Origin of the sequence: Sodalis sp. RH21 (assembly GCF_047324175.1) — a bacterium.
GTDB lineage: Bacteria > Pseudomonadota > Gammaproteobacteria > Enterobacterales > Enterobacteriaceae > Acerihabitans.
In genome coordinates this window covers 4,892,001-4,915,566 of sequence record NZ_CP178732.1, presented here as the reverse complement: position 1 = coordinate 4,915,566, position 23,566 = coordinate 4,892,001, and the positions used below count along the sequence as shown (strand labels likewise).

Below are 23,566 nucleotides of genomic sequence, written 5' to 3'. Positions count from 1 at the left end.
AACGGGCCGTAATGTCTTCGACTACTCGGCGGTGATTGCCTTGCTGATTTCGCCACCAAGGAGTTCCGGCGGGATTTCCTGCGCCGCAACTGGCTTAGTTCATTTCGCTACTGGCGTCATCCTGGGATTTTCTCTCTCCGCCATCCTCGTTTTTAGTTTCCTGTTGTTCCTGCGTCATGAATTTCCCATGTTGCTCAAACCAGGCAAACTGTTCGGCGCCGTATGCCGACATTTTGGCACCGTTATGCCCGACGCCTTCCAATGTGGTGAACGCCCAATTGAAAGGAAGCTTATAGCGTTTGGCTTTCTGTTTGCCCGTCAGGAAATAAGATCTCGCACGTTCGAGCCGGTTCTCGCCCTGGGCCATGGCCGCGTAAGAACGCCGCAGCAACGGATGATAGGGATCGTTGTCCTTGCTGCCGACCGTAATCAACACGGGTAGGGCAAAATAGGCGGCCAATTGCTTTCGGCTAACGGCAACCGGCGCATTATCCAGGCCATAGGGCCAGGGATTTTCGACATCAGGCATTGTCCACCAGCCGGCCGCCGCGCACATTGCTGCTTTTATATTGCCATCGGGAGCAAAGGTCAACATACGGTGCTCAAACTGGCAACCGGCGCTGTTACCGAACAGATAGTATTGTTTCTGCTTGGTGATGCCTTGTTTTTGCATACTGGCGAACACATCGCTAATGACGGTAAACGCCCACTCCCCGCGAGGATTGGTTTTACCGGTCTTTGAATTCACCAGATTACCGAGGTTATATCCGTCATTCCCCGGATAATCTTCCTCGCCAAAACGGGGTGCAATAACAATTAATTTGTTTTTGGTGGCATTTTCCACCCATGAATCGCGGTATTTATCCGCGTCGCGGTTTAAACCGGCAAGTATAAATACCACCGGCGTCTGGGCATCGGCGCCAGGCGGTTGATAGCTGAACACTTCCATCTTTTTGTGTGTCTGCGGCACCACAAAGCCAAAACTTCCGCTTCCCTGTGGTAATGCTGCCGCGTGACTCAACCCGCAGGTTAATAATAATGCACTCAATATACTTAATTTGATTTTCATTTTATTCACCCTGAATAATGTTTAAAATTCGTAACGCAGACCGACAACCCACAAGTTATCCGGCGATTCATAATCGTCGCGCTCATCACGAATATAGGTTGTTGAAAGGTGGATATCCTTCTGTAGCTTATATTCTGCCTCTACCAACCACTGCTTACGATGGGCATAATCATCGTTTGCTTTTTCTATTAATTGCGAATAGCCACCGCGCAAGGCGATTTTTTTGGTGAACCAATATTCTGCCAAGGTATCCAGCGCATCAAACTTGCGTTCGACCGCATTGATCCGCTCATATTTCTGCCTGCCGACGGTCGCGCCCAAATAGGTTTTATCATAGTTAACACGAAGGCCGAGGCCCTCTTGTATGTAATGGGTATAATTACCCGACAAGGTTCTATTTTCCGGATTCTTGGTTAACTTCTGCCAAGCGACGACCGGTTTAATGGTTAAAGCTTTATCGAAGAGCGTGGTTTTAAAAGTATAACCGAGACTGCTCATATAACCATCTTCGACGGTACTGTCTCCCGCGCCGTTGCCCATCAGATAGGCGGTACGCAGATCAACGTTATGTCCCAAATATTCATACTGAATGGTACCGTCTTGGCGGTTCCACTGATAGGATGAATCGATACGGGTGCCGACCCAATTGGAATAGACGTTTGGCGTAAAATTCATATACCTATCGGTTATGCCCATCCATTGGTACATGGGGTTGCGCGTTCTGCCAACCATCACTCGACCGTATTCTGTAGTTTGCACGCCGGCATACGCATACCGTATTTTCCAGGTGTCGTCGGAAGTTTCGGTATCATTTGCTTGCGTGTTGACCTGCCATTCCATCTTGCCAATCGCGGTAAATGTATCATCGAGCTTTTGCTGTGCGTCAATGCCTAAACGTCCCGTGAGATTTGCCGCGGTGCTTTGATCGCTGGTCCATTCATTGCCGATTTTAGCTTCGATACGGCCATAAAGATTCAATTTGGTGCCGTCTTTATTATATACCGTTGCGGCCTCAGTAAATCCTGCCAGAAATAATGAGGTAAAGAAAACCGATAAAATTATATTTTTCATTGGGTCTTCCTTTGAGGTAATAAAATATAGTTACCCCTTGTAAGGGGGGGAATGTCTTGACTTAAAGGTTACTATCAATGTCAATTATTATTGATAATACGATCCTCGACGACTTAAATATCGTCAAAAAATTATACAAAATGAGCGATCAGATCAATAAAACACGGCAGCCGTTTTATTGCCGTATTTTGATTGAAAAGTCATACTCCCCGTGCTAGCAATGGATATATTGCACTCGAAATTTGGCAATTTGAAAGGGGAATAAAAAATTCCCATGCTGGATTTGTGAGCAATAATACATTATGGAAATTAATTAACATATCAAAGAAGGGGGATCACTAAATTCCAAGAATGGCGCTTCAGAACCGTGCGGACGGAAGATAAAGATTATAGCGCCGGTACGGCCAGGGTCAATCACGCCGAGTGTAATGGCTCCTGGATTAATGCTACCCAGCTGGCTGCAGCGCCGGGTCCGGTTGTCAAAGACTTTACTGTAATCGAAAAGATCCGGCGTAACGCCGCTTCCGTTATAGACGCGGTTTTTCACAATTATGATCGATTGCAGGAAGTGAGGTACTAACGTGAAGCTAAAAAACGCGGTATCCGGAAAACGGCGGATACCGCAGGCTGCTATTGCTCTCGCGCATGCCTGATAAGTCCAAACCTATCAGGCATAGTATGCTTTACATATCGATTGCCGTTCTGATATTGCAGGATCACATTTTTTCAGGAATACGCGCAATCACCTTTATTTCGAAATCGAACCCGGCAAGCCAGTTCACACCTACTGCTGTCCAGTTCGGGTAAGGAGATTGCGGAAATATGTCTCGCTTCACCGCCATGATTGTGTCGAACTGTTTTTCAGGATCGGTGTGGAATGTCGTCACGTCGATAATATCGTCAAGTGTACAGCCAGCGGCGGCGAGGATTGCCTTAAGATTTTCAAAAGCAAGCTTTACCTGGGCGTCAAATTCGGGTTCTGGCGAGCCATCGACACGGCTTCCAACCTGTCCGGATACGAACAATAAGTCGCCGGAGCGAATGGCGGCGGAGTATTGGTGTTTTTGGTACAACGCATGGCGGTTGGCGGGGAAAATCGGGTCACGCTGGATCATAGGATTGCCTTTTTTTAGGGGCCGGTTCGGCCGTTGCATGACATATGCGGTTAATCTCACATACGCAACGTATGTGAATAGTATTATACATACGCCCCGTATGTAAATTAAAATACGGCTCGTATATAAAATGGAGGAAGCATGGCAATGAAACGTCGAGCCGGAACCATGGAGGCGAACCGGGTAAAACTTATCTCAGCGGCGCGTAAAGCCTTTGCTGATAAAGGGTTTGCCGCAGCATCAATGGACGATCTGACCGCCAGCGTGGGGCTGACCCGGGGGGCGCTGTATCACAATTTTGGCGATAAAAAAGGGCTGCTGGCTGCTGTTGTCGCACAGATCGATGGCGAGATGGCCAAGAGAGCGCAAGAAATGGCGCAGTCTGCTGAGGATGACTGGGCCAGGCTGCTGGCGGAAGGGGTTGCCTATATTCAGATGGCGCTTGATCCAGAGGTGCAGCGTATCGTTCTGCTGGATGGGCCGGCGTTTCTGGGCGATCCCTCGCGGTGGCCAAGTCAGAATGCCTGTCTGGATGCGACCCGGAGCGCGGTGGCTGATATGGTGAATAAAGGTATTTTAAAGCCTGTGGATGTAGAGGCCGCGGCTCGTCTGCTAAACGGGGCCGCATTGAATGCCGCCCTCTGGGTCGCGGCGAGCGAAGAGCCGGTGATGACGTTGCCAAAAGCGATAGATGCTTTTCAGCTTCTGGTGAGCGGTCTGCTGGCGGGCAGGCCGTAGAATGCGTATCTCGGCGACGTGAAAGATTTCATTATTACCTGTTTGGCTATTCAACGTAATCATATGGCCCGAACCGTCTGTTAATTACTCGTCAAGTTATTGAAGATGATGTCCATTATTTTTGACCTGCTCCCTCTTGTAGGTTCAGCGCAGATTACCCCTTGAAAACAGGCTTTTTTACCGGTGAGGAATGGGCGCTCCTCCGGTACTACGGCAAAGACATCGGATTTACTTAGACAGCAAGAATCGGAGTTCTGAATAGCGGACGATGAGCAAAGAAGAGCAGAACAAGGCCATCGTTGGCCGCTGGTTCGCGGAATTCTGGGGCAAAGATGTCAATCTCGCGGTGATCGATGAGATCGCCGCGCCGGACATGCTGCTCAAATACTCACTGCGCGAACCTCGCCAGGGCCGCGAGGATATCAAGTTCCTCATGACCGACTTCCGTGCCGCATTCCCTGACCTCAACAACTAGGTACGGTCTTAGTTTTTTTTCACTGATCCTCCCGACTCCGACCATTCTAACCTCGTCAAACAGTATATTTCCCCGCTGCTGGCCGCCGTTCTTTGATAAGAAATGAATTGATAGTTACCCCGTGCTCTGCCAGCGTTTGTATGCGGTGTTGCTCTGGAATCGGCCGTGGTGGATGCGACCACGGAGATTAAAATGGCCCGGTGGCCGGCGGTACGCTGACTGGTATCAACTTCGTTGACAGCTATCGCCGTCGCCTTCCTGGTAACGAACAATTCAAGTAAGTTTGCGCGGGTATCAAGGTTGGCGCTTGAGTACTGCGCAAAGTAAATTCGTAGGAGGCACTGACCACCTGAATTCGAGAACGGTGCTGCGCGGTCTTTATTGTTTCCTGATGCAGGATGAGTCGCTTTAAGAGCACAAAGACGCTCAAATTCTGCAAACGGTTCGCCGGTTTCTGCTGCGTGTCGTAGTTTCGCGTCGAGCCAGCTTGCCCTCGAATACATGCAGATCGGCGGCAGGTGTTTTTTGCTGATGCCATTTAGCTTCAAGCAGATAAAACTCATCGTTAAATCGGAAGCTGCCGTCAATTTGCTCACCGGTATTGCGAAAAAAATTTGCGCGGGGCAAGCTTGAACAAATGGAATAACTCCCCAAGCCAAGTGATCCTACCCAGCAATAACGGACACAGCCCTAAAGTTGATGGAGATTCCCGCACCCGCCGAGATCGCCGGGGCCCTTGATCGCTATTTCTCGGGGGAACCGAAGGCACTGGACGTGCTGCGAACGGAGACCGCTGGTACGGAGTTGCAACGTCGGGTCTGGGGCGCATTGCGCCGTATCCCGACGGAGACAACCACAACCTACGGCAAGCTGGCCAAGGAACTGGGCTTTGACGGCCCGCGGGCGGCCATCGACGTGGGGGCGGCCAATGGCGCCAACCCCATTGCCATCATCGTACCGTGCGTCCCGGCGGGCCATCAAGTTGCTATCCAACCTCGACGAAGCGCGCCGTCCGCCAGATGCCGCGCCGATCGGGCGCCAGGCATACCTGCGTGGCGTTGGTCAATGGACGGTGCAAATGTTCCTGAATTATTGGTTGGAGCGATCCTGCACCCTGCCGATAAGTGACTTCGGCTTTCGGAAAGGCCACCGCCGTTTTAAGGGCCTGATGAATGCGCCGACGCCGCGCCAGATGCGTGAGATCCGCGAAGCATGGAGCCCTTGGCGCACAGTGGCGGCCTGGTATTTGTGGCGACGTCCCAGCCGATGAAATTCATTCGCAAGAATCAGAGTTCTTGCGAATGAAGTCCCGCCTATACTGGCGCTGTGATTAACCAATTCAGGATTACCGCCATGAAAACGACGACTGCTTACGACACGGATGATGCACGCTGGGAAGCGGTCCGGGCGCGGGATGCGGCCGCCGACGGACACTTCATTTATGCCGTGCGTACCACTGGCGTGTACTGCCATCCTAGTTCCACGGCGCGGCTACCGAAGCGCAAGAATGTGGAGTTCTTCGATTCGGTCGAGGCGGCTGAAGCGGCGGGCTATCGATCGAGCCGCCGCGCGCACGGCGACCAGACCAGTGCCGCGTCCGAGCGCGCCGCGCTGGTAGCGCGCGCCTGCCGGCTGATCGAAACGTCGGAGACGCCGCCCCAACTCGACGTCCTGGCCGCCGAGGTCGAGTTGAGTCCGTTTCATTTTCATCGTTTGTTCAAAGCTGAAACGGGCCTGACGCCCAAGGCCTATAGCTCGGCCTATCGCGCCCGCAAGCTGCGCGAGGAGTTGAGCGCCCCAAAAGCCTCTATCACCAGCGCCATCTATGACGCCGGCTTCAATTCCAACAGCCGCTTCTATGAAACCTCCGATCAACTATTGGGCATGCGTGCACGGGACTACCGGGCGGGCGGTGTAGGAGCGGTCATCCGTTTCGCGGTGGGGCAATGTTCGCTGGGCGCCATTCTGGTTGCGCAGAGTCAGCGCGGTATTTGCGCCATTCTGTTGGACAATGACCCGGACGCGCTGGTGCGCGGTCTACAGGACCAGTTTCCCAAGGCGCAACTTATTGGCTGTGACGGTGAGTTCGAGCAATTGGTGGCCCAGGTTGTGGGCTTCATCGAAGCGCCGGCAATCGGCCTGAATCTTCCTCTGGATGTGCAGGGCACGGCCTTCCAGGAGCGCGTCTGGCTGGCGCTGCGTGAAATTCCCCCGGGCACGACCGTGAGCTACACGCAGATCGCCGAGCGCATCGGGTCGCCCAAAGCGGTGCGCGCTGTCGCGCAAGCCTGCGGCGCGAACCACCTGGCCGTGGCTATTCCCTGCCACCGCGTCGTACGGCGCAATGGCGATCTTGCCGGCTACCGCTGGGGCGTGGATCGCAAGCGCGAGCTGCTGCGCCGCGAAGCCGAAGCTAAGAGCTGACGGAGAACCTTCCAATGACCGCACGCTACGCGAATATTGATCGATTGGATTGGGTTGGTATTTCCGCGCAACTGGACATCGAAGGCTACGCCGTGTTGCCCGGCTTGTTGCACCCGGATACGGCGCGCGAACTGGCGCGCCTAACCGAAACCATGAGCGCCGCACATCGCGTTCCACTAGCCTCGGCGGCCATATCCGGCGGAAGTGGTAGATTCCCGCCGGTGCAATCAGAAAGCCGGCCAGGTTCAGGCGCTATCCCATTTGAACCGGCTTGGTATTGCCCGTGGTGGCTACATGAAGCACCGCGTCTTTTTTCTGAACGAGGCTGCGGCTATAGGCCATGTGCTGTTTGCATGCCCAAAGAGTATGCAGCTTGGCAGAAAAACCAACCCGTCAAAATACCCGGCATCACCTGTGGATAGGCACCGAAGGCCAGGCGGGACTGTTTGCCGCCGAAGCGGTAGCGGGAATACCACAGGCGCGAACCGCTGGTTGATACCAGTAGATAACGTGCAGCTCATGATATCGTTCATATTCTCGATGCCAGCTTTTAAGAGCATTCTTCGTCGAGTAGTGCAACTGACGAACGGTAGCTTTGGTGCGCTTCCCGACTTTGATAAAGAGCCTAACCGCTCGGATGCGGTCTTCGTATGAGTACATGAACTACCTCCAAAGTAGTCCAAGTTTTGGTCCGCACCTCCGGTGGATCACTTTTGCACCGATGACGACAAAAAACGAGTTAAACCTTAAAATTCGAGCAAGATTGTGATTATCAACTCACCGCCATTTAATAAAGATTTTGATACGCGTCCCCATCAGGTTGCGGATGCTTTTATCGTTGTTTTTTCTGATGTAACAAGCTTAGCTATATTGTAATTGTAGAAGTGAGAATATTAAGCCAAAACAAGCAAGGCCAACCATAAGGCTCCCCATGAGAACAATAAGCATTTGCCAGCTACGCACGCCAACGCCCCCAGTTAATGAAATGTAACTAAAATGAAAGATAATTATGTATTTCAGTTCCAGCAGCACGGTTTTATATTGGCAGCCAAGCGAGAAATTAATGCGGAGCGTGCCCGTACACTGTATAGAACACAATAGACTAAATCTCAATCGCCACATCATCAGAAAAATAAGCTGGATAGGCGGAGCCGACTAGCGCGAGTGTGATTTACAGATAATAAAACTATGGTTGTAAAAACAGTATTGACATTATCGCAAGATGTATTAAATTTATATCTAACGCCAGCGCATTGAGCAGTAACGATTATATTGAGTTGGCGGTGAAGGTGAAGAAGAAGTAGTATTATGAAGTATGAAGTGGATAAAATTAAGGTATAATGCGATAAAGGCCATGAAGTATATTGTGTCACCATGTCGGTTAGGGTCGCTTTAATAAACCCGAGCGACGATGTTTTAAGGCCCAGTAGTTAATCTCTACAATCGCATGTTAGTTTAGTGCTGAAAACGCGATGAGTTAAGGCTTTATAGTTGTTAGAGTATTCGCGATGGGTGTAAAACGGTATTAGGTTATGTATATCGCGACAGAAGTAAAGCCACGTAACACAGAGTATATATCGCGAGGGGGGATGTACTGTACAGACTTAGCTAGGGTTATTCGAATAGGGCTAAGTGAACAATTACCTTTCAGTCAACAGATGGGAGGACATCGTAAGATATAGGTAGCTCATATATCCTGTGATACGCATGTACATCTATGAACGCAGTACCCATGGCAGTAAGTTGTTATAAAGTTGATTAATGTTAAATCTTAAGTTCGTAGTACCTTAAAAGCCCCGACTCTCCGAGTAGGGGCTTTTAACGTCTGTGAGGCTTAACACTTGCCCTGGCTGTTCGTCAAAAGGATGGCCATTCAGATCATAGGCTGTATCCTTCTGTCAATGCTTTGTAAGCGGGTGGCGAACTCACCCTACCGTTCGATATTGACCCGCTGATACTGACTCCGTGGCCCCATCATACTGATTTGGTGTATTAGCCCCCTGATGATCCATACACTTTGACCCGCCTAAAATAAGAGGTAGGCTTAGAACTATGTTTAAGACTGGTCAAAGCGAAATCATGGGTACTGTTCTTACTGAGCGCGAGCGACGTCGCCTGGACTGCCCCTGGGATCGTGGACATTCCTGGCCTATAGTTGGACTGCCCCTGGGATCGTGGACATTCCTGGCCTATAGTTTGAGCATAGGAGGAGCCCATGGGAACACAGCGTTTTACCCCAGAGTTTAAAGAAGAAGCCGTCCGCCAAATTGTTGAACGCGGCTACTCTGTCACCGACGTTTCCGCCCGCCTGGGCGTATCCCCCCACAGCCTGTATAAGTGGGTTAAAGCCATCAAGCCGGATAAAACCGAACAGCACGCCGCCGATCTGCTGGAAGCCAAAAGCGAGATCCTCAAGCTGCAGGCGCAGTTACGCCGCACGGAAGAAGAGCGCGATATCTTAAAAAAAGCCGCGCGGTACTTTGCAAAGGACCCCGATTAAAGTATCGCTTCATCAACGATCATCGACATGAGTATCGCGTTAAAACGATGTGCCGGGTATTGGGTGTGGCACGGGCAGGATTTTACGAGTGGCTGCACCGGCCGCTCTCAGCCCGGGCGATAGACAACCAGCGTTTGCTCGGTCTCATCCGCGATTCTTATGCAGTCAGCGGTGGGGTCTATGGCGCCCGGCGGGTATTTGACGACCTGCGGGAAATTGGCGAAACCTGCGGCCGGCATCGCGTGGCCCGGTTGATGAGTGCCAATAAAATCAAAGCGGTGCGTGGTTATAAAGCGCCGCGGCCCATCGCCGGCAGACCCTCGGTGGTCGCGCCGAACCGACTGGAGAGGGCTTTTACCGTGACGGCACCTAACCAGTATTGGGTGACGGATATCACCTATATTCGCACCTGCCAGGGCTGGCTTTATCTGGCGGTGGTTCTGGATCTGTTTGCGCGCAATGTGGTGGGCTGGTCGATGAAACCCAGCCTATCACGCGAACTGGCGCTGGATGCGCTGCTGATGGCGCTCTGGCGGCGTAAACCCGCCGGGCGCGTCCTGGTGCATTCGGATCAGGGCAGTCAATACGGTAGCGACGACTGGCGGCGTTTCTGCCTGGCCAATAATCTGGAGCCCAGCATGAGCCGGCGTGGAAATGGCTGGGATAATGCCGTGGCGGAGTCGTTTTTAGCAGCCTGAAAAAGGAGCGGATACGAAAGCGACTCTACAAGACTCGCGATCTGGCCCGCGCCGATATCTTCGATTATATTGAAGTGTTCTACAACCGTACCCGCCGGCACAGCCATCTGGGCGGGGTCAGTCCCGAGGCCTTTGAACGGGCCTCATCGTGAGGACAGGATATGTCCACGGTTTTGGGGGCAGTCCAATTGAGTTAGACCGGATATATTGTTTAATCATATCCTCTTCCATGTGGAGCGCCAAATGCCGGATTACTTTTTTTTCAAAAAGGGTAAGCAAACCGTTGTTCTGGAAAAATCAGACGCGGACGTAGCCTCTCAGCTTACTGAACAGGGTTATAAGAAACAATTCGAAGAGGTCAGCGCCACTGATAAAAAACACGCGCTTGCCCGCTTTGTTGATATCCGCAGGGAAAAGCGAATAGATCACCATAACTTCTTAGCAGGCGCTATAGCCATGCCCCTGATAGGCGTTCTGACGGCAGTTGCCGTTTTTCTTTTCCGGAAAAAGTAGCCAGAGCATGCCGTTTCCGATGGCCTTGGATTGACGGACAGCAGTGACATGAACCGTTGAGGCTAAGACTTGTACATCGCTGTGCGCCGTTCAGGCCGCTCATCGGTGCTTTGGGGTGAGATAAGCTGATGATTGTTTTAAGTCCGCATGGCTTAGGAAGGGGGGAAGGAATATAAAGATCGGAACCGGCTTCGCTCAAACCGGTAGTCCGCTTCACGCCCTCAGCAGCCTGTCAGGTCTAGTCATGCTCCGCTATTGGAAAGTTTTGGGTTGAGTGGCGGCTTAATCCAGATAGGGGTTAGCGGTTACGCTGCTGATTAAAACGTTTCATATTCTCGATGGACGCGGCGCGTTTTTGCCAGGCGGATAGGGTTTTGTTCGCCCAGTGCCGCCCAGTAGGCCCCTAAGCCTGACGCGGAGACACGAAACGTCGTTTCTGGAGGCATGGAATGACTATTTTATCTGAAACCATTTCAGCAAAAACCGTGCGGTTTGATAAGGCAACCATGTGGGTTGAACTGAGCGATGCCAGAATTTTGGGCATGCCTCTGGTCCCCCCGCTTGATGGATGTATCTGATGAAGACCGCAATAGCTTCGAACTCAGCAGGCATGGTATCCACTGGGACAATCTCGATGAGGATATTTCTGTTGAAGGTTTATTAGCCGGGCGCGGAGAGGTGACGCACCGCCCCCACACTGCAGCATGAAAGCAGGTTAAGAACCAACAAAGCGCCGGTAATCCCGGCGTTTTCCTCTCCTGATAATTGCATTAATTCCGCCGTATCCGATTCAGGGACAATAAATTTTTTCGTTCCCTGTTCCCTGAGAATAATGCTTATCCCTAATAATGTTTTTTCTTCAATTAGCAGAAAAAGTTCAGTGCTGTCCCTGTTCTAGCCGTCGCCAGAATATCCGTCTTTAATTAAGATTATTCAGGCGTAAATACTGATGGCACAACCTATTTCGCATTACAGGTCGCAAACTGACGCGGTTCACGCTGTCATTGCTGGCCGCCGGGTACGCTGACAGCGGCGCATTTCCTGCCGACCCGCTTTCCCGAGTACTCACCGTCCCCCGGGGAGTGACATTTACCAAAATCGGTCGCTGGAAGTGGTTCGCCATAAGCCGGTGATGAAAAAAGTTGACCTCAATGCCATGACAAACTCATTTCTCACCCTAATTGATATTCACTAACGATCCCCATAAACAATTTAAAACGGCCATGCCGTTATCGGCAGCCAAGATAATGGGGCCGAGATGAGGAGCATAGTTCAGCTCAAATTTTTATTAAGTAACCATTTGATAAACAATGGTTAAATAAAATTTTATCGGCCATTCTCCCACACAAATATCCCTTGTAGTTCATTGCCATTAACGGTATCTTTTAGCTGCGCCTGCAAACTCAGGTGCCGGGATTAGCCTCCTGCATAACTTCACTGACGACATAAAGCGCGTTTGCGCTTTTTTTATGTCGTGCGTTCTGCTACATCTCAATGGTGGGCCGGACGGGGGCGTCGCAAGACGCGCCGGTGTCAGTGAGGCCGGTAAGGCTAACTCCGTCCGGTTCCACCACCCGCGAGATTAGCCTCTCCGGTGGTGGGAATAGTTTGTTACTCACTGAGGGTGCCTTATGGCTACGATCCCCACTCAAACTCATGCGTTACTTTCCATCCCGTTCAATTCAACCACCGATTTCACCGTTCTGGCCGGCCATTGTGAAAACCTGGCCGACGCTTTGCTGCAAAGCGACGATCCGGCACAGCGCCAAAAGCTCTGCGCACGGCTTGACCTTTGCCTGGCGCAGTTGCGTCCCACGTTGGACGATGCCATTCCATCTCATCTGATTGAAAGCCTGACCGTGGATGACCGGCCCAGGACATCGCCTCGCTTTGAGCCCGATGCCGATCTGCTCTGCGGGTACGGACAGGCGCTGGCGCGGTTGTTGGCGGAGCGTGCGCTATCGCCGGAGATGGAGCCGGTTCTTGCCGGGCTGCTGTTTGATTTGTTGGTGTATTTCGCCGACGAACTGCGCGCGCCGCGCTGGATACGTACCGCAGACGGGGCAAAATTTATAGAGGAACTGGATATGGTTAAGGAAAACTGAATACCTTGAAAGCAAAAAACCAGCCGTCAGGCTGGTTTTTTTAAATCGTGATTTCTTTAATAAATGGTGCCCGGACTCGGGGTCATTCAGTTTTCTATTAAGTTGAATTCCATCATAAATTTTATTTCCGCCGGTTGTCAAGACCCGCAGATTGACCCGTATTTTTGCTTGTAGATCAAAAAGGTGTGACAACATTCGAAGGAAAGGGCCCGATTCGTTCCTTTGGTTCGATTCCCCATGTTTTCTATAAATCGTAATGACATCAGCGTTACGCATGCTGTATAATTTATCTCCAGAGAAAGACTCAGGAGGATGACACCATGCCAGCGACGAACAGCGTTTCTGTCAAACGCGAAACATTGAATTTACGCATCAAACCCGCTGAGCGCGATCTTATCGATCGTGCGGCGAAGGCTAAAGGAAAAAACCGTACTGACTTTGTGCTGGAGGCCGCGCACGCTGCCGCCGAGGAAGCGTTGATCGAGCAGCGCATCATTATGGCGGACCCGGAGGCCTATCAGGAATTTCTTGCCCGTCTGGATCAAGTTCCTGCATCCAACGCCGCGCTGCGTAAAACCATGCAAACACCTGCGCCGTGGGAACAGAAAAAGTGATTTTAGCCCCTGAGCCCCTTCACGCCGGGCATATTCTCTCCTCATTTTGCTGCGGCGTGGATTCTATGGACAACTGGCTAAAACAGCGGGCGATGAAAAATCAGCTTACCGGTGCATCCCGAACGTTCGTCTGCTGCGACGACTCAAAGGTGAAGGCGTATTACTCTTTGGCGTCGAGTGCAGTGATGACAACTGCCGCGCCTGGACGCTTTCGCCGCAATATGCCCGATCCGATCCCGGTTGTCGTGCTGGGCCGTTTGGCGGTAGATACATCATTGCACTGCCAGGGTGTAGGGCGGGCACTGGTAAGAGATGCGGGGCTACGGGTGATTCAGGTGGCGGAAACTATCGGTATTCGTGGAATGCTGGTTCATGCGCTATCTGATGAGGCAAGGGAGTTTTACCTGCGGGTAGGGTTTGAACCTTCGCCGATTGATCCGATGATGTTGATGGTGACGCTGGGGGACTTGGCGGGGAGCGTTTGATTTCTCCGGTGTAAAGCGATTTGTTCCTCGGTTTAGCAGGTTTTTTTTTATGGTTGGGTTGTCTCTTTTGTAAGGAAAACAATGATCCCAAATAGTAATTGGCTCGATTATGCGGGATGGCTACACTATAAGCAAGCCAGTGCCGAATGACAGGCTGAAACGAGTAGCCAAACGGCTGGCTAGGGGCATTAAAGCCCATAATCCAAGTATCAATACTTTGGTACGCATACTTTGATGCTCATTAGTTTCCGTAATAAGTGGTAACTCAGGGCTGATGTCATTTTTATCGATCGTCTCGCGATAAAACTCCTTTTCATTCAGTCAATTTAACGCTCTAGTACCGAATTGCTGTCGTAACCTGGAGGTAGATGTTTAAAATGGTCATTAGAACTAGGTTTTGATTTATATTGAAATTCCCTTAGTCCTTTAATATCCAATTTCGTCGTCAATACGCACGGGTTCTCGCCACCTTTAACATAGAGCATTGTTTTACTATCCGTTTTAGTTGGTCGAAGCACGCAAGAGCCACCATATTGTGAAGTGTTAGATTGTACTGTATAGCAATGGAGATCTCTCACTGCTGATTCAAGAATGTGCTGATAATAGTTGGTGTCTTTATTCCAGACACATGCAAATAGGAGATCTATTTCCGACCGGAATAACACTCGATGGGTAATATCAGAAAGCTCAAAGCAGTTGTAAGTAGCGAAAGACATACCTCGCCATGAAACCTTGTGATAAAAAGCATTCGGCTTAAATCCATTATTTCCCGGAATTAGTCTAATAGATTCGAGAAGATCTAGTTCTGATGGTGCATAGTGATTCTTAATTCGAGCAGTCATTACACAGGAATTATACTTATCAGAAATTTTAAACGGAAGTGCCTCAATAATAAGGTTGTATGCCACGTTATCAGAAACCCAGTGTTCCAACCCAAAAACCAAACCAATTTGATTCCTTCTTGAGAATGCCACCATGAAGGGAAGCCAGCTTACAGGAATAGCTACTTCAGGCATAACTAGCAGATCGGCTTTTTCAAGTAAAGCTGAATTTAAGATGCTATATAAATTTTCTTGACGTTCAAAACTGAGGTTAGGTTTGCAATCTTTTCGAACTGCAGAACTAATATTTCTCTCATCTACCTGAAGGTTAGCAATAGCTAAAGTGATTGTGGCTTTTGTATCATTACTATGCACATGTAAATGTGATTTTGTTATCCCTGCATCATTTACTTCTTCACTACTAAACGAGACTGGAAAATTATGGCCAAAAAAATTTTCTTTGTATTCATCAATTGTCTGAGACATCCAGTGGTTTAGGCCACGGTTGGGGCTCAGGTTTTTACTCAAATGAAATATTTGCCATTCATCGAAATGAATAAACCGAGGCGAGTATTTAATTTTATTCTTATCTATTTCAAAATGTGAATTGTTTACAAAGTCGGTTTCATTTGTTAAATCAGAATATTGGTCTGAATAATTTGCCAAAGGCCAGGCAACGAGATGGTGTCTAATGAGATTGGAAAATCTGAATTGCCATGAAAAAATGTGTAAATCCGAACCATAAATAATCAAATTACTGAGATCACGCTTTGCTGTATGGAATGCGCCCTCATTATTGCTGGTAAATATATCGTTCTCTTCTTGCACTTTTTTTATATCAAATAATCCGACGGTAATGCATAAGGAAAGTTTGCTATAAAGCACCATGTCTTCATGTAGTTTTTGGGTTAACATTGGAGAATGTCTTTTTGAGTTTGGCATAATGCTATCAATCTTAGAAATTTCTCCTTGTATATATTGATAGAAAAACGAAGCAAAGCTGTAGTTGCGAGTAATTACCGAATACTGATAAATTTTTTCCCATAGACGGAAAAACTGGAGCGCATTTTGTCCTTTAAAAAACTGTTTAATCTGAGGAAGTACTTGATTATTTTTGTCAAGTTTACAGAGTCTATGAGCAGTTATATGACTGGATAGATACTTCGCCAGCTCGGTCTCATTTTCTGCAAGTCCAACGATACTGCGCAACTTGTTGGCGGAGCCATCATAGAGCACATCATAAGCAAATTGGTCCATCTCTTTATTAATATGTTCGCTCGGTAAAAATTTAAACGCGCTGCTTCTTTCATCCAGTTCTTGCTTGAATACTTCAAGCCCTGCACGACTATGATCTTTATCGAAAAATTGTAATATTAGTTTATCCCTTTGAATCGGAAGTAAGTTGTCATCCACGTTAATTACGTATTCAGAATCTCCACTGGATGTTTTCAGAACATTATTGAGATACTGATCTACAAAAGATTTGATAGGGTCAGTAGCAGAAAAGATTGGGCGTTTGAAAACCATAATTATGTCATCTACGTAACGGCCATAGTAGGCTGGTCTTATACCATTTCCTATGATGTTATCGAATTCTGAGAGATACCAGTTTGCAATAATAGCTGAAGAGGCTAATCCTATAGGTAGACTTTTTTTATCTTTACACTTAATGTGTGTCTGCTTTATTTTGGAGGCAATTACACTTTGATAACGTGAATAAATATTTTCTAAAAACCGGTTAAGTTTGAGAGCCAGTGCCGCCTGAGTAACGTCATCCTTGTAATGAGATTTAATTTCGTCATCAATCTTCTCGAAGTTTAAATCTACATGATAAAAATAAGATTTTAAGTCAAGTGATAACAAGGCTACATCATCACCATTTTTTGCAATATCTGTTGCTACCTCAATCGCCTGATCTCGCCACCGATTGTATTGATCGATGTACCGCTTGAATATTTCTTGACCTTTTGCTCCATCAGTATCGGTTACATATTTTAACGAAGAAGGATGCATGCGATTACCATAGCAGTCCTTGCTCATTATATTTTCCAGTGCGGGTCCTGCGAAAAGACACCACAATATTTCAATTATATGAATTTCTACAGGAGCATTAATAAAATAATTTACCTTAGAAACCTGATATTTATCTGAATCGCGAACATTACTGATAAATAGACCATTGCTTTCGTTTTTTCCGTTTTGACCATAATTCTCCTTTCGCTCTACAAGCTTAGGTAGGAGATGATAACTAATACTTTTTAACCATGTTTTGAATTTTTTGCCTTCAACAGTGCGTTCCCCATTAATAATGTCTTTTATATCATTAAAAATATGGCTAAGGTTTTCGTTACTTACCTCAAACTCAGCAATGTCTTGCTTGAGAAAGAGATTAAGATTTTCATGATAGGCGTAGCTTTTTAGATATATATATGCATCTTTAACGTGAGTGATATCAAGCTTCATCTAATAACACCTTAGTTTGTTTGATGGTTTATTTTATCTATCAATTTTGTCTGAGCATATTTTCGACACCTGTGACAAAATCTGTGATGGCCGTTTGACTGTGCTCGCTGCCAGCGAGGTAAAAGTGTATACGAGTAGTCAGCGGGATGATAGACACTTCATAGTCCATGCTGGGAGGAAAACCCTCGCAGCGACGACCAACAGTTTTGTTTCCCGGTAATAAAGATTTCATAATCTAGCCATAACGGTATTTTGTACGGAAATTGACCGCACAATGTATCCTTTAGAAATTCAACATCTGAAGTATACCCGCAAGTCAGCTGGCGCTCGTGGGCAAACTTAGCCAATTTGTCAACGCTGTCCGGGTATCCAGTGGATTGATCCTAGGGGCAGTCCACAACGGCTCGGAAGTGTCTAGATTACCCGTGGTGATTCAGACTTCACATTTTGACCAGTTAGATTGCCCAACATTTGATCTAAGACAATGTGTTCTCTATCTTCCTTGTTGATAATAAAACATTAAGTAATCATAGCCTTGTAAAAAGGAGATTTATTGTATGATTTATAAAAAACCCGAAGTTCTGGCACAAAGTACCACACAAATGGCGCAATGCCGTCCAAATAGTAAACCTAGCGGAAGACCCTGTAATCCACCAGGACCTACTGGGCGTTAATTACTCATCGATAATCCTCATCTGTGCGGGAGGATCGGAAGTTTGATTTTTGGTAACTGATAGTAAGCCTCTGGTAATGAATCGTTCAAAGTTAAATCACAAGAGGCTTTTTCCTATGGATGATAGTAAAGCTTAAATTACATTGATGGAAGACAGCAGTACCATGTTTTTGAATTTCTAAGTGTTGAAAGAAGGAGTTAGCAAAGTTGCGTAAGAATTTGCATCTAGTTTTTCTAATTCTTGCAAAACAGAAAGATTTTCAAGTTATGGAAAGAGAACTTATGTCCAGACTACGCCCATATTATATCTAATATTTCGCCGAATTTCGGTCGTATGCCTTTAGTAGAAGATAATTTCTATTTACATATCTTGCAATTTTGCAGATAAGTTTTTTCTGGTTTACGTTTCGATTGTCTGGATTGATAAAGGTGTGGTTTATGCTACATCAAGCATCAGGGAAATGTAGCTAAAATACTTAATTAGTTACAGTTGTTATGAAAGTGCTGTCTTTAGGTGACTTAGATGCTTAAAGTGTTAAGTCTATCTCAAATCCTGGCTTTACGAGAGTACGTGACTAACAATTTACTCATGCTATGATATCAAACTATAAACACTCATCGCCTTATTGCTTAAGGTATACTACTATGTTTTTAAAGAAAAAAGCTAATGTCATATTCAGAAACTACGATTCCTTTGGGTATATTACGGATAATAGGAATTTTGGGTATAAAAAAATAAATGATAACAGAAACTACATTGGTGATAAGATCCTATCGGAAAGTGGAGCTGTTTTTTTTTCTGCTTTAGATAGAAAACCACAAACCCTTAATGATCTGGTAAACAAAATAAAAAAACAATTTTCAGATGTCGGCATTAGTACAATCCAGAATGACGCTGAAGAGTTCTATTCTAGACTTGAACGTGATGGATTTATTGTGTCAGGGGAAACGTTACAGGAGTGTGAACAAAACGATAAAAGGTTTTCGTATAAAAGTTTAGAGCCACAATTAATTGATAAATTTTCTTTCCCGCCTATTCTATATCCCGAAAAATCCACGCAAGATTTTTTAGAAGAACACTTCAACGGTAAACCTCAGCTTACAAACTTACATATAGAGATAACCAGTAAATGTAATGAAAGATGCATTCATTGTTATATCCCTCATGAGAATAAAATAAGCAATATTGATTCTAAATTATTTTATTCTATTCTAGAACAATGTAAAAAAATGAGGGTGTTGCATCTGACATTGAGTGGTGGCGAGCCAATGTTGCACAAGAATTTTTGTGATTTTTTAAGGAAATGTAGAGAATATGAATTTTCAGTAAACGTTCTTAGTAATTTAACATTACTTGATAATGAAATTCTAAATGAAATGAAAGCAAATCCTCTTCTGGGTGTTCAAGTCTCGTTGTACTCTATGAATCCCGCCATTCATGATGAAATAACCAAAAGGAAAGGGAGTTTTGAAAAAACAAAAAATGCAATTTTGAAACTGATTAAAAATAATATTCCTTTGCAAATAAGTTGTCCAATAATGCAACTAAACAAAAAAAATTATGGTGATGTTATAAAATGGGCTGAAAAATATAATGTTCATGCTGGTGCTGATTACGTCCTCATAGCAAGATATGATCATACAACAAATAACTTGAATTGTCGTCTTTCAGTTAATGAAGTAAAAGAGGTGATTAGCAGCAAAGTAACGAATAATGCAGAATATTTTAAAGAAATGAAATTGGAATCTGAAAATAAAAAAAATATTACACCAAGCGATTTTGTTTGCAGTGTTTGTAATTCTTCTCTTTGTATAGAAGATAATGGAAACGTATATCCGTGTGCTGGCTGGCAGGGTTATGTTGTGGGGAATGTGAAAGAAACTGCCTTGAGTGATATTTGGGATTATTCTGAAAAAATCCTATATTTAAGAGGTTTGCGCAAAAGTGACTTTCCTAAATGCCTTCAATGCGCTGATAAAGAGTTTTGCACCATGTGTATGGTTAGAAATGCAAATGAGAGTCCTCAGGGAGATCCGTTAACAGTCAATGAGTATTTTTGTGAAATCGCTAAGTTCAGTAAACAAATGATGCTTGAGCAAAAAGGAAAAATTACGATATAATGGCCTACTTCGAAATTTTGCCACACTCAGAACTGGAAATGCGGCATGACAAAACTATCCCTTTGACGGATCTGATGCCTGAATATAAGCCAATCGAATATCGCTCTTCAAAAACTATTGCGGGCTGTGTGAATATATATCCTCTTTTATGGCGATTGATAAAATGAATCTTTTATAGATGTTTTCCTAACCACCTAGTAACCCCTTCAACATCAAAAGCTCGTAATCCGTATCCCTCAGTAAGCAACACATCTGGTAGATCTTCGTCATATTTCTCAAGAAATTTTTCAGGAACACTTTCAGCAAGATGAAATTCTGATGGCAATCCAGCTCGAAGTATTTTGGCTAACACACGTTTAACTTCATCCACTGTAGTTTGTTCAACCTCAATGACACCAGCAAACGATCCGGTCTTGAAGCCAGAATTAAGCAGTAATGCCGACAATGTGTTTAGGATTTGATCCCCCAGCCAAAGAAGGATATAAACATGCTGCCCCTGCTGAATAAAAAATTCAGAAGATAAATTGTTGCTGTTAAAATAATGTAAACCTTCTTCAAACAAACTTATGGCTGAGGTATCGGCAAAGTCAACCTTATGTTCACCAACAGTGATTCTGTAATCGCCTTCCCGATAGATGGCTAACATTTCCTGTCGGACAACATCATGTATAGACATGCCCTCCCCACCAAATAAAGGCGGTTGTCCACCCTTTGTCGCTTCGACGTAAATGACCTTTTTGTCACTGTCGATGTCGGTCACTTTCCAGCGTCGTCCGCCAAAAATAATATGTTGTTCTGGTAGTAGTGGCGAATCAACAGGTATAGAGCCCAGCGTTTTGTTGCCAGCGACAATGCGAAACTCTTCCGGTGTACTGAATACGGCATAAAATGTGTATTTATTAACCAACCGTTCGCCTTCCATTCCAAGCACCAGCTCTCCGCTGGAAAGCTGAGATAAAAACTGACGTTCTCCCATATGTCGTAACAGTATTTTGAAATTATTTGAGCCGACTTTCTGAAACGGCCCATCCATGCATAGTTGCGACCAGAGTTGATCCGCGCGCACACCTCCCCACTGAGCAACTATCGCCAGGATTTGATGAAACAATGTGGAGTAATGTATTTGCCGGGTATCGGCAGGTTCAAACCATTTACTACCTATCAACAGTCTTATCATCGCCATTGATTGAACAAGTTGTAGTCGCAGTTGATCGACAATACCTGATGTGGGCGTCAGTTCATGTTCTGCGATCAACATCCGTAGCGCGGCGGGGGAGCCTCTTCTGCCAGATCGCCCCATGCGTTGGCGCAGGCTGGCAACGGAATGCGGAGGAGTTACCTGTATTACGGAATTGACTTTGCCGATGTCTATACCCAGCTCCAGCGTCATCGTACAAATGGCAGTGGTGGGAAGATTCCCCTTCTGGAGTCGCTGTTCTAGGATTTCGCGCAGATCTCTTGACAGCGATCCATGATGAGGAAAAAACTCATTAGGAACAATATTCGCTTCGCTGAGATCGCTGAGCGTGGCGGCGATGCTTTCGGTTCGTTTGCGACTATTAGCGAAAACCAGATGGGAATCGCCACGGCAAAGCCGAAAAATATCGTGACAGATCTGCAATTCAGCCGAAGGTAGTGGATCTTTACCTGTAGATGTCCGGGGTGCCAGGTAGCCTTTTACCTGCACTTTTAATGTAGTGTGGACCTGACTGTCGGTGATGATGTCGCAAGGTAGACGCTGATTCGGCCGCAAAGATAATGGTACTTTTTCCAGCTCACCCAGTGTCGCGCTTAGTGCTACTCTCGGAACCGGGTTGTTAACTCTTCCCAGTATATGATCGATCCGATTCAACAGTGAGAGAAGCTGCATACCTCGCTCGGAGCCGATAAAGGCATGGAATTCATCAATAACAATATAAGCCAGTGGAGCGAAAGCCTGCTTTAGCCAGCCGGAGGAACGGATCAGCATAGCTTCCAATGATTCCGGAGTGATGAGCAAAATACCGGAAGGGTTTTTCTTCGCTCTTAGTTTTTGACTCTGTGCAATGTCACCGTGCCAAGGTGTAACGGGCATCTCCAGTGCATCGCCAAGACTTTCCAGCCGTCGGTACTGATCGTTAATTAACGCTTTGAGTGGGCTGATGTACAGGATACCAAAACCGCCTTGAATATTCGCGATAGCGGAGCAGGCGGGCAGAAAAAATGCTTCCGTTTTACCAGCGGCGGTGGCGGCGCTGATCAACACATCCCGATCGCACGCTAGAATCGGCGGAATCGCTTTTTTTTGTAGCTCCCGTAGATCACTCCATCCTTGCCGGTATATCCACTTCTGTATGCGTGGGTCCAGCCGCTGATATTCACTTATCATAGCCTGAAATCTGCCAAACCATCTTCATCCGAGTTAATGCCTAAAACGATCTCATCCATATCGCTGGGTTTTTCTTCGGCGATAGCCACATCTGCAATAAGCTGCGACCAGTGGAGAGTTGGGTTTTGTTCCAGTACAGCTAGCATATCCAAAAAGGCTTTAATTGTATTTCTTGGCGTACGAAAATAAGCATCGCCGATAGTATCGCTACAATGGCGTAAAAATGCCGTCAGGGCTTCATCGGGAATAAGATATTTATCCTCCTCTCCGCCCGCGTATACATGACGCAGATTTTTCAGAAGAATGTAGAGCTCCTCTGGCGTCAGGCTGGCCAAATGCAGGCACGGCGATGAGTAATCAATAACTCCCGCGCGCTTTGCGAAACTGTTTTCCGCCAAGCGTGACTGGAGTGCTTCATAGCTGTATAACCCTTTACGTGGATCAAATAGGAACTCCGGAGTACCGCTGAGCAGAAAGCCGATATGTTCTGCCGTTCCTTGAAGGCAATCGTTCAAAATACGTAGTATTTGCTCATAATTCGCGACTCTGGCCTGCGTATTGGCAAGCTTGTAGAGGTTGACCATTTCATCCAGATTGACCAGTAGTCCCGTATATCCGGCTTGACGGACGAAAAGACTCATCAGCTTTAGCGAATCGTAGAAAGAAGCATCAGAAATAATGGTGCGTACGCCAAGATCGTTTCGGGCGTCGGTTTTCGTGGTGTATTCACCTCTCAGCCAGCGGATAGCATTAGATTTTAAAATCTCATTATCCTGTTCATAGCCCTGCCAGTAACACTCAATGGCTTTGGCGAAATCATAACCGCCAACCATGTCGGACAGTGCAGCGAGTTTTTGATGAATGATGATCGGAACCTGAGAATTCGTGCTTTCCGCCTCTTTTCTGGCCTCAGTGACAAAGCGCTCAACCACGCTCAATAACGCATTTCCATCAGGCTTGTTACGGGTGGATAAATTCTTCATCAATTCTGAGTAGAGGTTCCGCGCTTGCCCTCCTGATGCATGTATGCGTCGATCCGGAGATAAATCAGCGTTCACCGTGACAAGCTTTTTCTCTAGCGCTATTGAGCGAACTACGCTTAAAAAGAATGTCTTACCCGAACCATATTCTCCGATAATCAGGCGGAACCCGGCGCCGCCATCGGCGATACGTTCTATATCCTGCCAGAGCGCTTTTATCTCGTTTACCCGGCCAACCTGAATATGCTGAATTCCGATTTTAGGCGTAACGCCTGATTTCAGCGACTGAATAATAGCGTCTCGTTCTTTTAAACGAATGCGAATGCCAGACAT

16 protein-coding genes and 6 pseudogenes are annotated in these 23,566 nt (G+C 46.8%); 13 read left to right on the top strand and 9 right to left on the bottom strand.

What is annotated here, in order from left to right:
• Window positions 1-94: 94 nt before the first annotated feature.
• The 3 genes from ACL2XP_RS22755 to ACL2XP_RS22745 form a co-directional block, all read right to left on the bottom strand.
• Window positions 95-1,069 (bottom strand): hypothetical protein, encoded by a 975-nt coding sequence (locus ACL2XP_RS22755; RefSeq protein WP_413735517.1) that lies wholly within the window; start codon window positions 1,067-1,069, stop codon window positions 95-97.
• Between the two features lie 21 nt (window positions 1,070-1,090).
• Entirely contained in the window at window positions 1,091-2,140 is a 1,050-nt protein-coding gene (locus tag ACL2XP_RS22750) for a porin (RefSeq protein WP_413735516.1), read from the bottom strand.
• Between the two features lie 716 nt (window positions 2,141-2,856).
• Window positions 2,857-3,255 (bottom strand): RidA family protein, encoded by a 399-nt coding sequence (locus ACL2XP_RS22745; protein ID WP_413735515.1) that lies wholly within the window; start codon window positions 3,253-3,255, stop codon window positions 2,857-2,859.
• A 141-nt stretch (window positions 3,256-3,396) separates the two neighbouring features.
• Here ACL2XP_RS22745 and ACL2XP_RS22740 point away from each other — a divergent pair, with 141 nt between their 5' ends.
• Window positions 3,397-3,993: a TetR/AcrR family transcriptional regulator gene (locus tag ACL2XP_RS22740; protein ID WP_413735514.1), complete on the top strand. Its 597-nt coding sequence runs from the start codon at window positions 3,397-3,399 to the stop codon at window positions 3,991-3,993.
• A gap of 268 nt (window positions 3,994-4,261) precedes the next feature.
• Window positions 4,262-4,468, top strand: a complete 207-nt coding sequence (locus ACL2XP_RS22735; RefSeq protein ID WP_413735512.1) for an ester cyclase — start codon at window positions 4,262-4,264, stop codon at window positions 4,466-4,468.
• Between the two features lie 407 nt (window positions 4,469-4,875).
• Here ACL2XP_RS22735 and ACL2XP_RS22730 read toward each other — a convergent pair.
• A pseudogene (locus ACL2XP_RS22730) lies at window positions 4,876-5,126 on the bottom strand (DUF3644 domain-containing protein); the annotation flags it as partial.
• A gap of 41 nt (window positions 5,127-5,167) precedes the next feature.
• On the opposite strand from ACL2XP_RS22730, the gene ACL2XP_RS22725 reads away from it, so the two are divergent.
• The 3 genes from ACL2XP_RS22725 (at window position 5,168) to ACL2XP_RS22715 (ending at window position 7,314) form a co-directional block, all read left to right on the top strand.
• Window positions 5,168-5,596 (top strand): methylated-DNA--[protein]-cysteine S-methyltransferase, encoded by a 429-nt coding sequence (locus ACL2XP_RS22725; protein ID WP_413735510.1) that lies wholly within the window; start codon window positions 5,168-5,170, stop codon window positions 5,594-5,596.
• Window positions 5,597-5,821: 225 nt separating this feature from the next.
• Window positions 5,822-6,892, top strand: a complete 1,071-nt coding sequence (ada, locus tag ACL2XP_RS22720; RefSeq protein ID WP_413735509.1) for a bifunctional DNA-binding transcriptional regulator/O6-methylguanine-DNA methyltransferase Ada — start codon at window positions 5,822-5,824, stop codon at window positions 6,890-6,892.
• Between the two features lie 14 nt (window positions 6,893-6,906).
• Window positions 6,907-7,314: a hypothetical protein gene (locus tag ACL2XP_RS22715; protein WP_413735508.1), complete on the top strand. Its 408-nt coding sequence runs from the start codon at window positions 6,907-6,909 to the stop codon at window positions 7,312-7,314.
• Here ACL2XP_RS22715 and ACL2XP_RS22710 read toward each other — a convergent pair.
• Window positions 7,302-7,400, bottom strand: a pseudogene (locus ACL2XP_RS22710) (Arm DNA-binding domain-containing protein); the annotation flags it as partial. The gene ACL2XP_RS22715 and the pseudogene ACL2XP_RS22710 overlap by 13 nt on opposite strands.
• Window positions 7,394-7,552: pseudogene (locus tag ACL2XP_RS22705) on the bottom strand (IS3 family transposase); the annotation flags it as partial. The pseudogenes ACL2XP_RS22705 and ACL2XP_RS22710, both read right to left, overlap by 7 nt.
• Before the next feature lie 1,555 nt (window positions 7,553-9,107).
• Here ACL2XP_RS22705 and ACL2XP_RS22700 point away from each other — a divergent pair.
• From ACL2XP_RS22700 to ACL2XP_RS22670, 7 genes and pseudogenes are all read left to right on the top strand, one after another.
• A pseudogene (locus ACL2XP_RS22700) lies at window positions 9,108-10,242 on the top strand (IS3 family transposase).
• A gap of 91 nt (window positions 10,243-10,333) precedes the next feature.
• Window positions 10,334-10,603 carry a hypothetical protein gene (locus tag ACL2XP_RS22695; protein WP_413735507.1) on the top strand — a complete coding sequence of 90 codons (270 nt, stop codon included), beginning with the start codon at window positions 10,334-10,336 and terminating at the stop codon, window positions 10,601-10,603.
• Window positions 10,604-11,052: 449 nt separating this feature from the next.
• Window positions 11,053-11,311, top strand: a pseudogene (locus ACL2XP_RS22690) (DUF2442 domain-containing protein).
• A 786-nt stretch (window positions 11,312-12,097) separates the two neighbouring features.
• A pseudogene (locus tag ACL2XP_RS22685) lies at window positions 12,098-12,190 on the top strand (hypothetical protein); the annotation flags it as partial.
• 44 nt (window positions 12,191-12,234) lie between these two features.
• Entirely contained in the window at window positions 12,235-12,708 is a 474-nt protein-coding gene (locus ACL2XP_RS22680) for a hypothetical protein (protein WP_413735506.1), read from the top strand.
• 320 nt (window positions 12,709-13,028) lie between these two features.
• The gene (locus ACL2XP_RS22675; RefSeq protein ID WP_413735504.1) at window positions 13,029-13,322 is read left to right on the top strand and encodes a DUF1778 domain-containing protein; all 294 of its coding nucleotides are present in this window, start codon (window positions 13,029-13,031) and stop codon (window positions 13,320-13,322) included.
• Window positions 13,319-13,807: a GNAT family N-acetyltransferase gene (locus ACL2XP_RS22670; protein WP_413735502.1), complete on the top strand. Its 489-nt coding sequence runs from the start codon at window positions 13,319-13,321 to the stop codon at window positions 13,805-13,807. Before ACL2XP_RS22675 ends, ACL2XP_RS22670 begins: the two co-directional genes overlap by 4 nt.
• 326 nt (window positions 13,808-14,133) lie before the next feature.
• Here ACL2XP_RS22670 and ACL2XP_RS22665 read toward each other — a convergent pair whose 3' ends face one another.
• Window positions 14,134-17,091: an RNA-directed DNA polymerase gene (locus ACL2XP_RS22665; RefSeq protein WP_413735501.1), complete on the bottom strand. Its 2,958-nt coding sequence runs from the start codon at window positions 17,089-17,091 to the stop codon at window positions 14,134-14,136.
• Window positions 17,092-18,409: 1,318 nt separating this feature from the next.
• Between ACL2XP_RS22665 and ACL2XP_RS22660 the strand changes: the two genes are divergently transcribed.
• The gene (locus tag ACL2XP_RS22660; RefSeq protein WP_413735500.1) at window positions 18,410-19,885 is read left to right on the top strand and encodes a PqqD family peptide modification chaperone; all 1,476 of its coding nucleotides are present in this window, start codon (window positions 18,410-18,412) and stop codon (window positions 19,883-19,885) included.
• A 172-nt stretch (window positions 19,886-20,057) separates the two neighbouring features.
• Here ACL2XP_RS22660 and ACL2XP_RS22655 read toward each other — a convergent pair whose 3' ends face one another.
• Both ACL2XP_RS22655 and ACL2XP_RS22650 read right to left on the bottom strand, forming a co-directional pair.
• Window positions 20,058-22,253, bottom strand: coding sequence for a DEAD/DEAH box helicase (locus ACL2XP_RS22655; RefSeq protein WP_413735499.1), 2,196 nt, complete (start codon window positions 22,251-22,253; stop codon window positions 20,058-20,060).
• Window positions 22,250-23,566 (bottom strand): ATP-binding protein, encoded by a 1,317-nt coding sequence (locus tag ACL2XP_RS22650; protein WP_413735497.1) that lies wholly within the window; start codon window positions 23,564-23,566, stop codon window positions 22,250-22,252. Before ACL2XP_RS22650 ends, ACL2XP_RS22655 begins: the two co-directional genes overlap by 4 nt.

Coding starts and splice junctions, on each gene's coding strand:
- ACL2XP_RS22755 (WP_413735517.1), bottom strand. CDS start 1,069: ATGAAAATCAAATTAAGTATATTGAGTGCATTATTATTAACCTGCGGG.
- ACL2XP_RS22750 (WP_413735516.1), bottom strand. CDS start 2,140: ATGAAAAATATAATTTTATCGGTTTTCTTTACCTCATTATTTCTGGCA.
- ACL2XP_RS22745 (WP_413735515.1), bottom strand. CDS start 3,255: ATGATCCAGCGTGACCCGATTTTCCCCGCCAACCGCCATGCGTTGTAC.
- ACL2XP_RS22740 (WP_413735514.1), top strand. CDS start 3,397: ATGGCAATGAAACGTCGAGCCGGAACCATGGAGGCGAACCGGGTAAAA.
- ACL2XP_RS22735 (WP_413735512.1), top strand. CDS start 4,262: ATGAGCAAAGAAGAGCAGAACAAGGCCATCGTTGGCCGCTGGTTCGCG.
- ACL2XP_RS22725 (WP_413735510.1), top strand. CDS start 5,168: ATGGAGATTCCCGCACCCGCCGAGATCGCCGGGGCCCTTGATCGCTAT.
- ada (WP_413735509.1), top strand. CDS start 5,822: ATGAAAACGACGACTGCTTACGACACGGATGATGCACGCTGGGAAGCG.
- ACL2XP_RS22715 (WP_413735508.1), top strand. CDS start 6,907: ATGACCGCACGCTACGCGAATATTGATCGATTGGATTGGGTTGGTATT.
- ACL2XP_RS22695 (WP_413735507.1), top strand. CDS start 10,334: ATGCCGGATTACTTTTTTTTCAAAAAGGGTAAGCAAACCGTTGTTCTG.
- ACL2XP_RS22680 (WP_413735506.1), top strand. CDS start 12,235: ATGGCTACGATCCCCACTCAAACTCATGCGTTACTTTCCATCCCGTTC.
- ACL2XP_RS22675 (WP_413735504.1), top strand. CDS start 13,029: ATGCCAGCGACGAACAGCGTTTCTGTCAAACGCGAAACATTGAATTTA.
- ACL2XP_RS22665 (WP_413735501.1), bottom strand. CDS start 17,091: ATGAAGCTTGATATCACTCACGTTAAAGATGCATATATATATCTAAAA.
- ACL2XP_RS22660 (WP_413735500.1), top strand. CDS start 18,410: ATGTTTTTAAAGAAAAAAGCTAATGTCATATTCAGAAACTACGATTCC.
- ACL2XP_RS22655 (WP_413735499.1), bottom strand. CDS start 22,253: ATGATAAGTGAATATCAGCGGCTGGACCCACGCATACAGAAGTGGATA.
- ACL2XP_RS22650 (WP_413735497.1), bottom strand. CDS start 23,566: ATGTCTGGCATTCGCATTCGTTTAAAAGAACGAGACGCTATTATTCAG.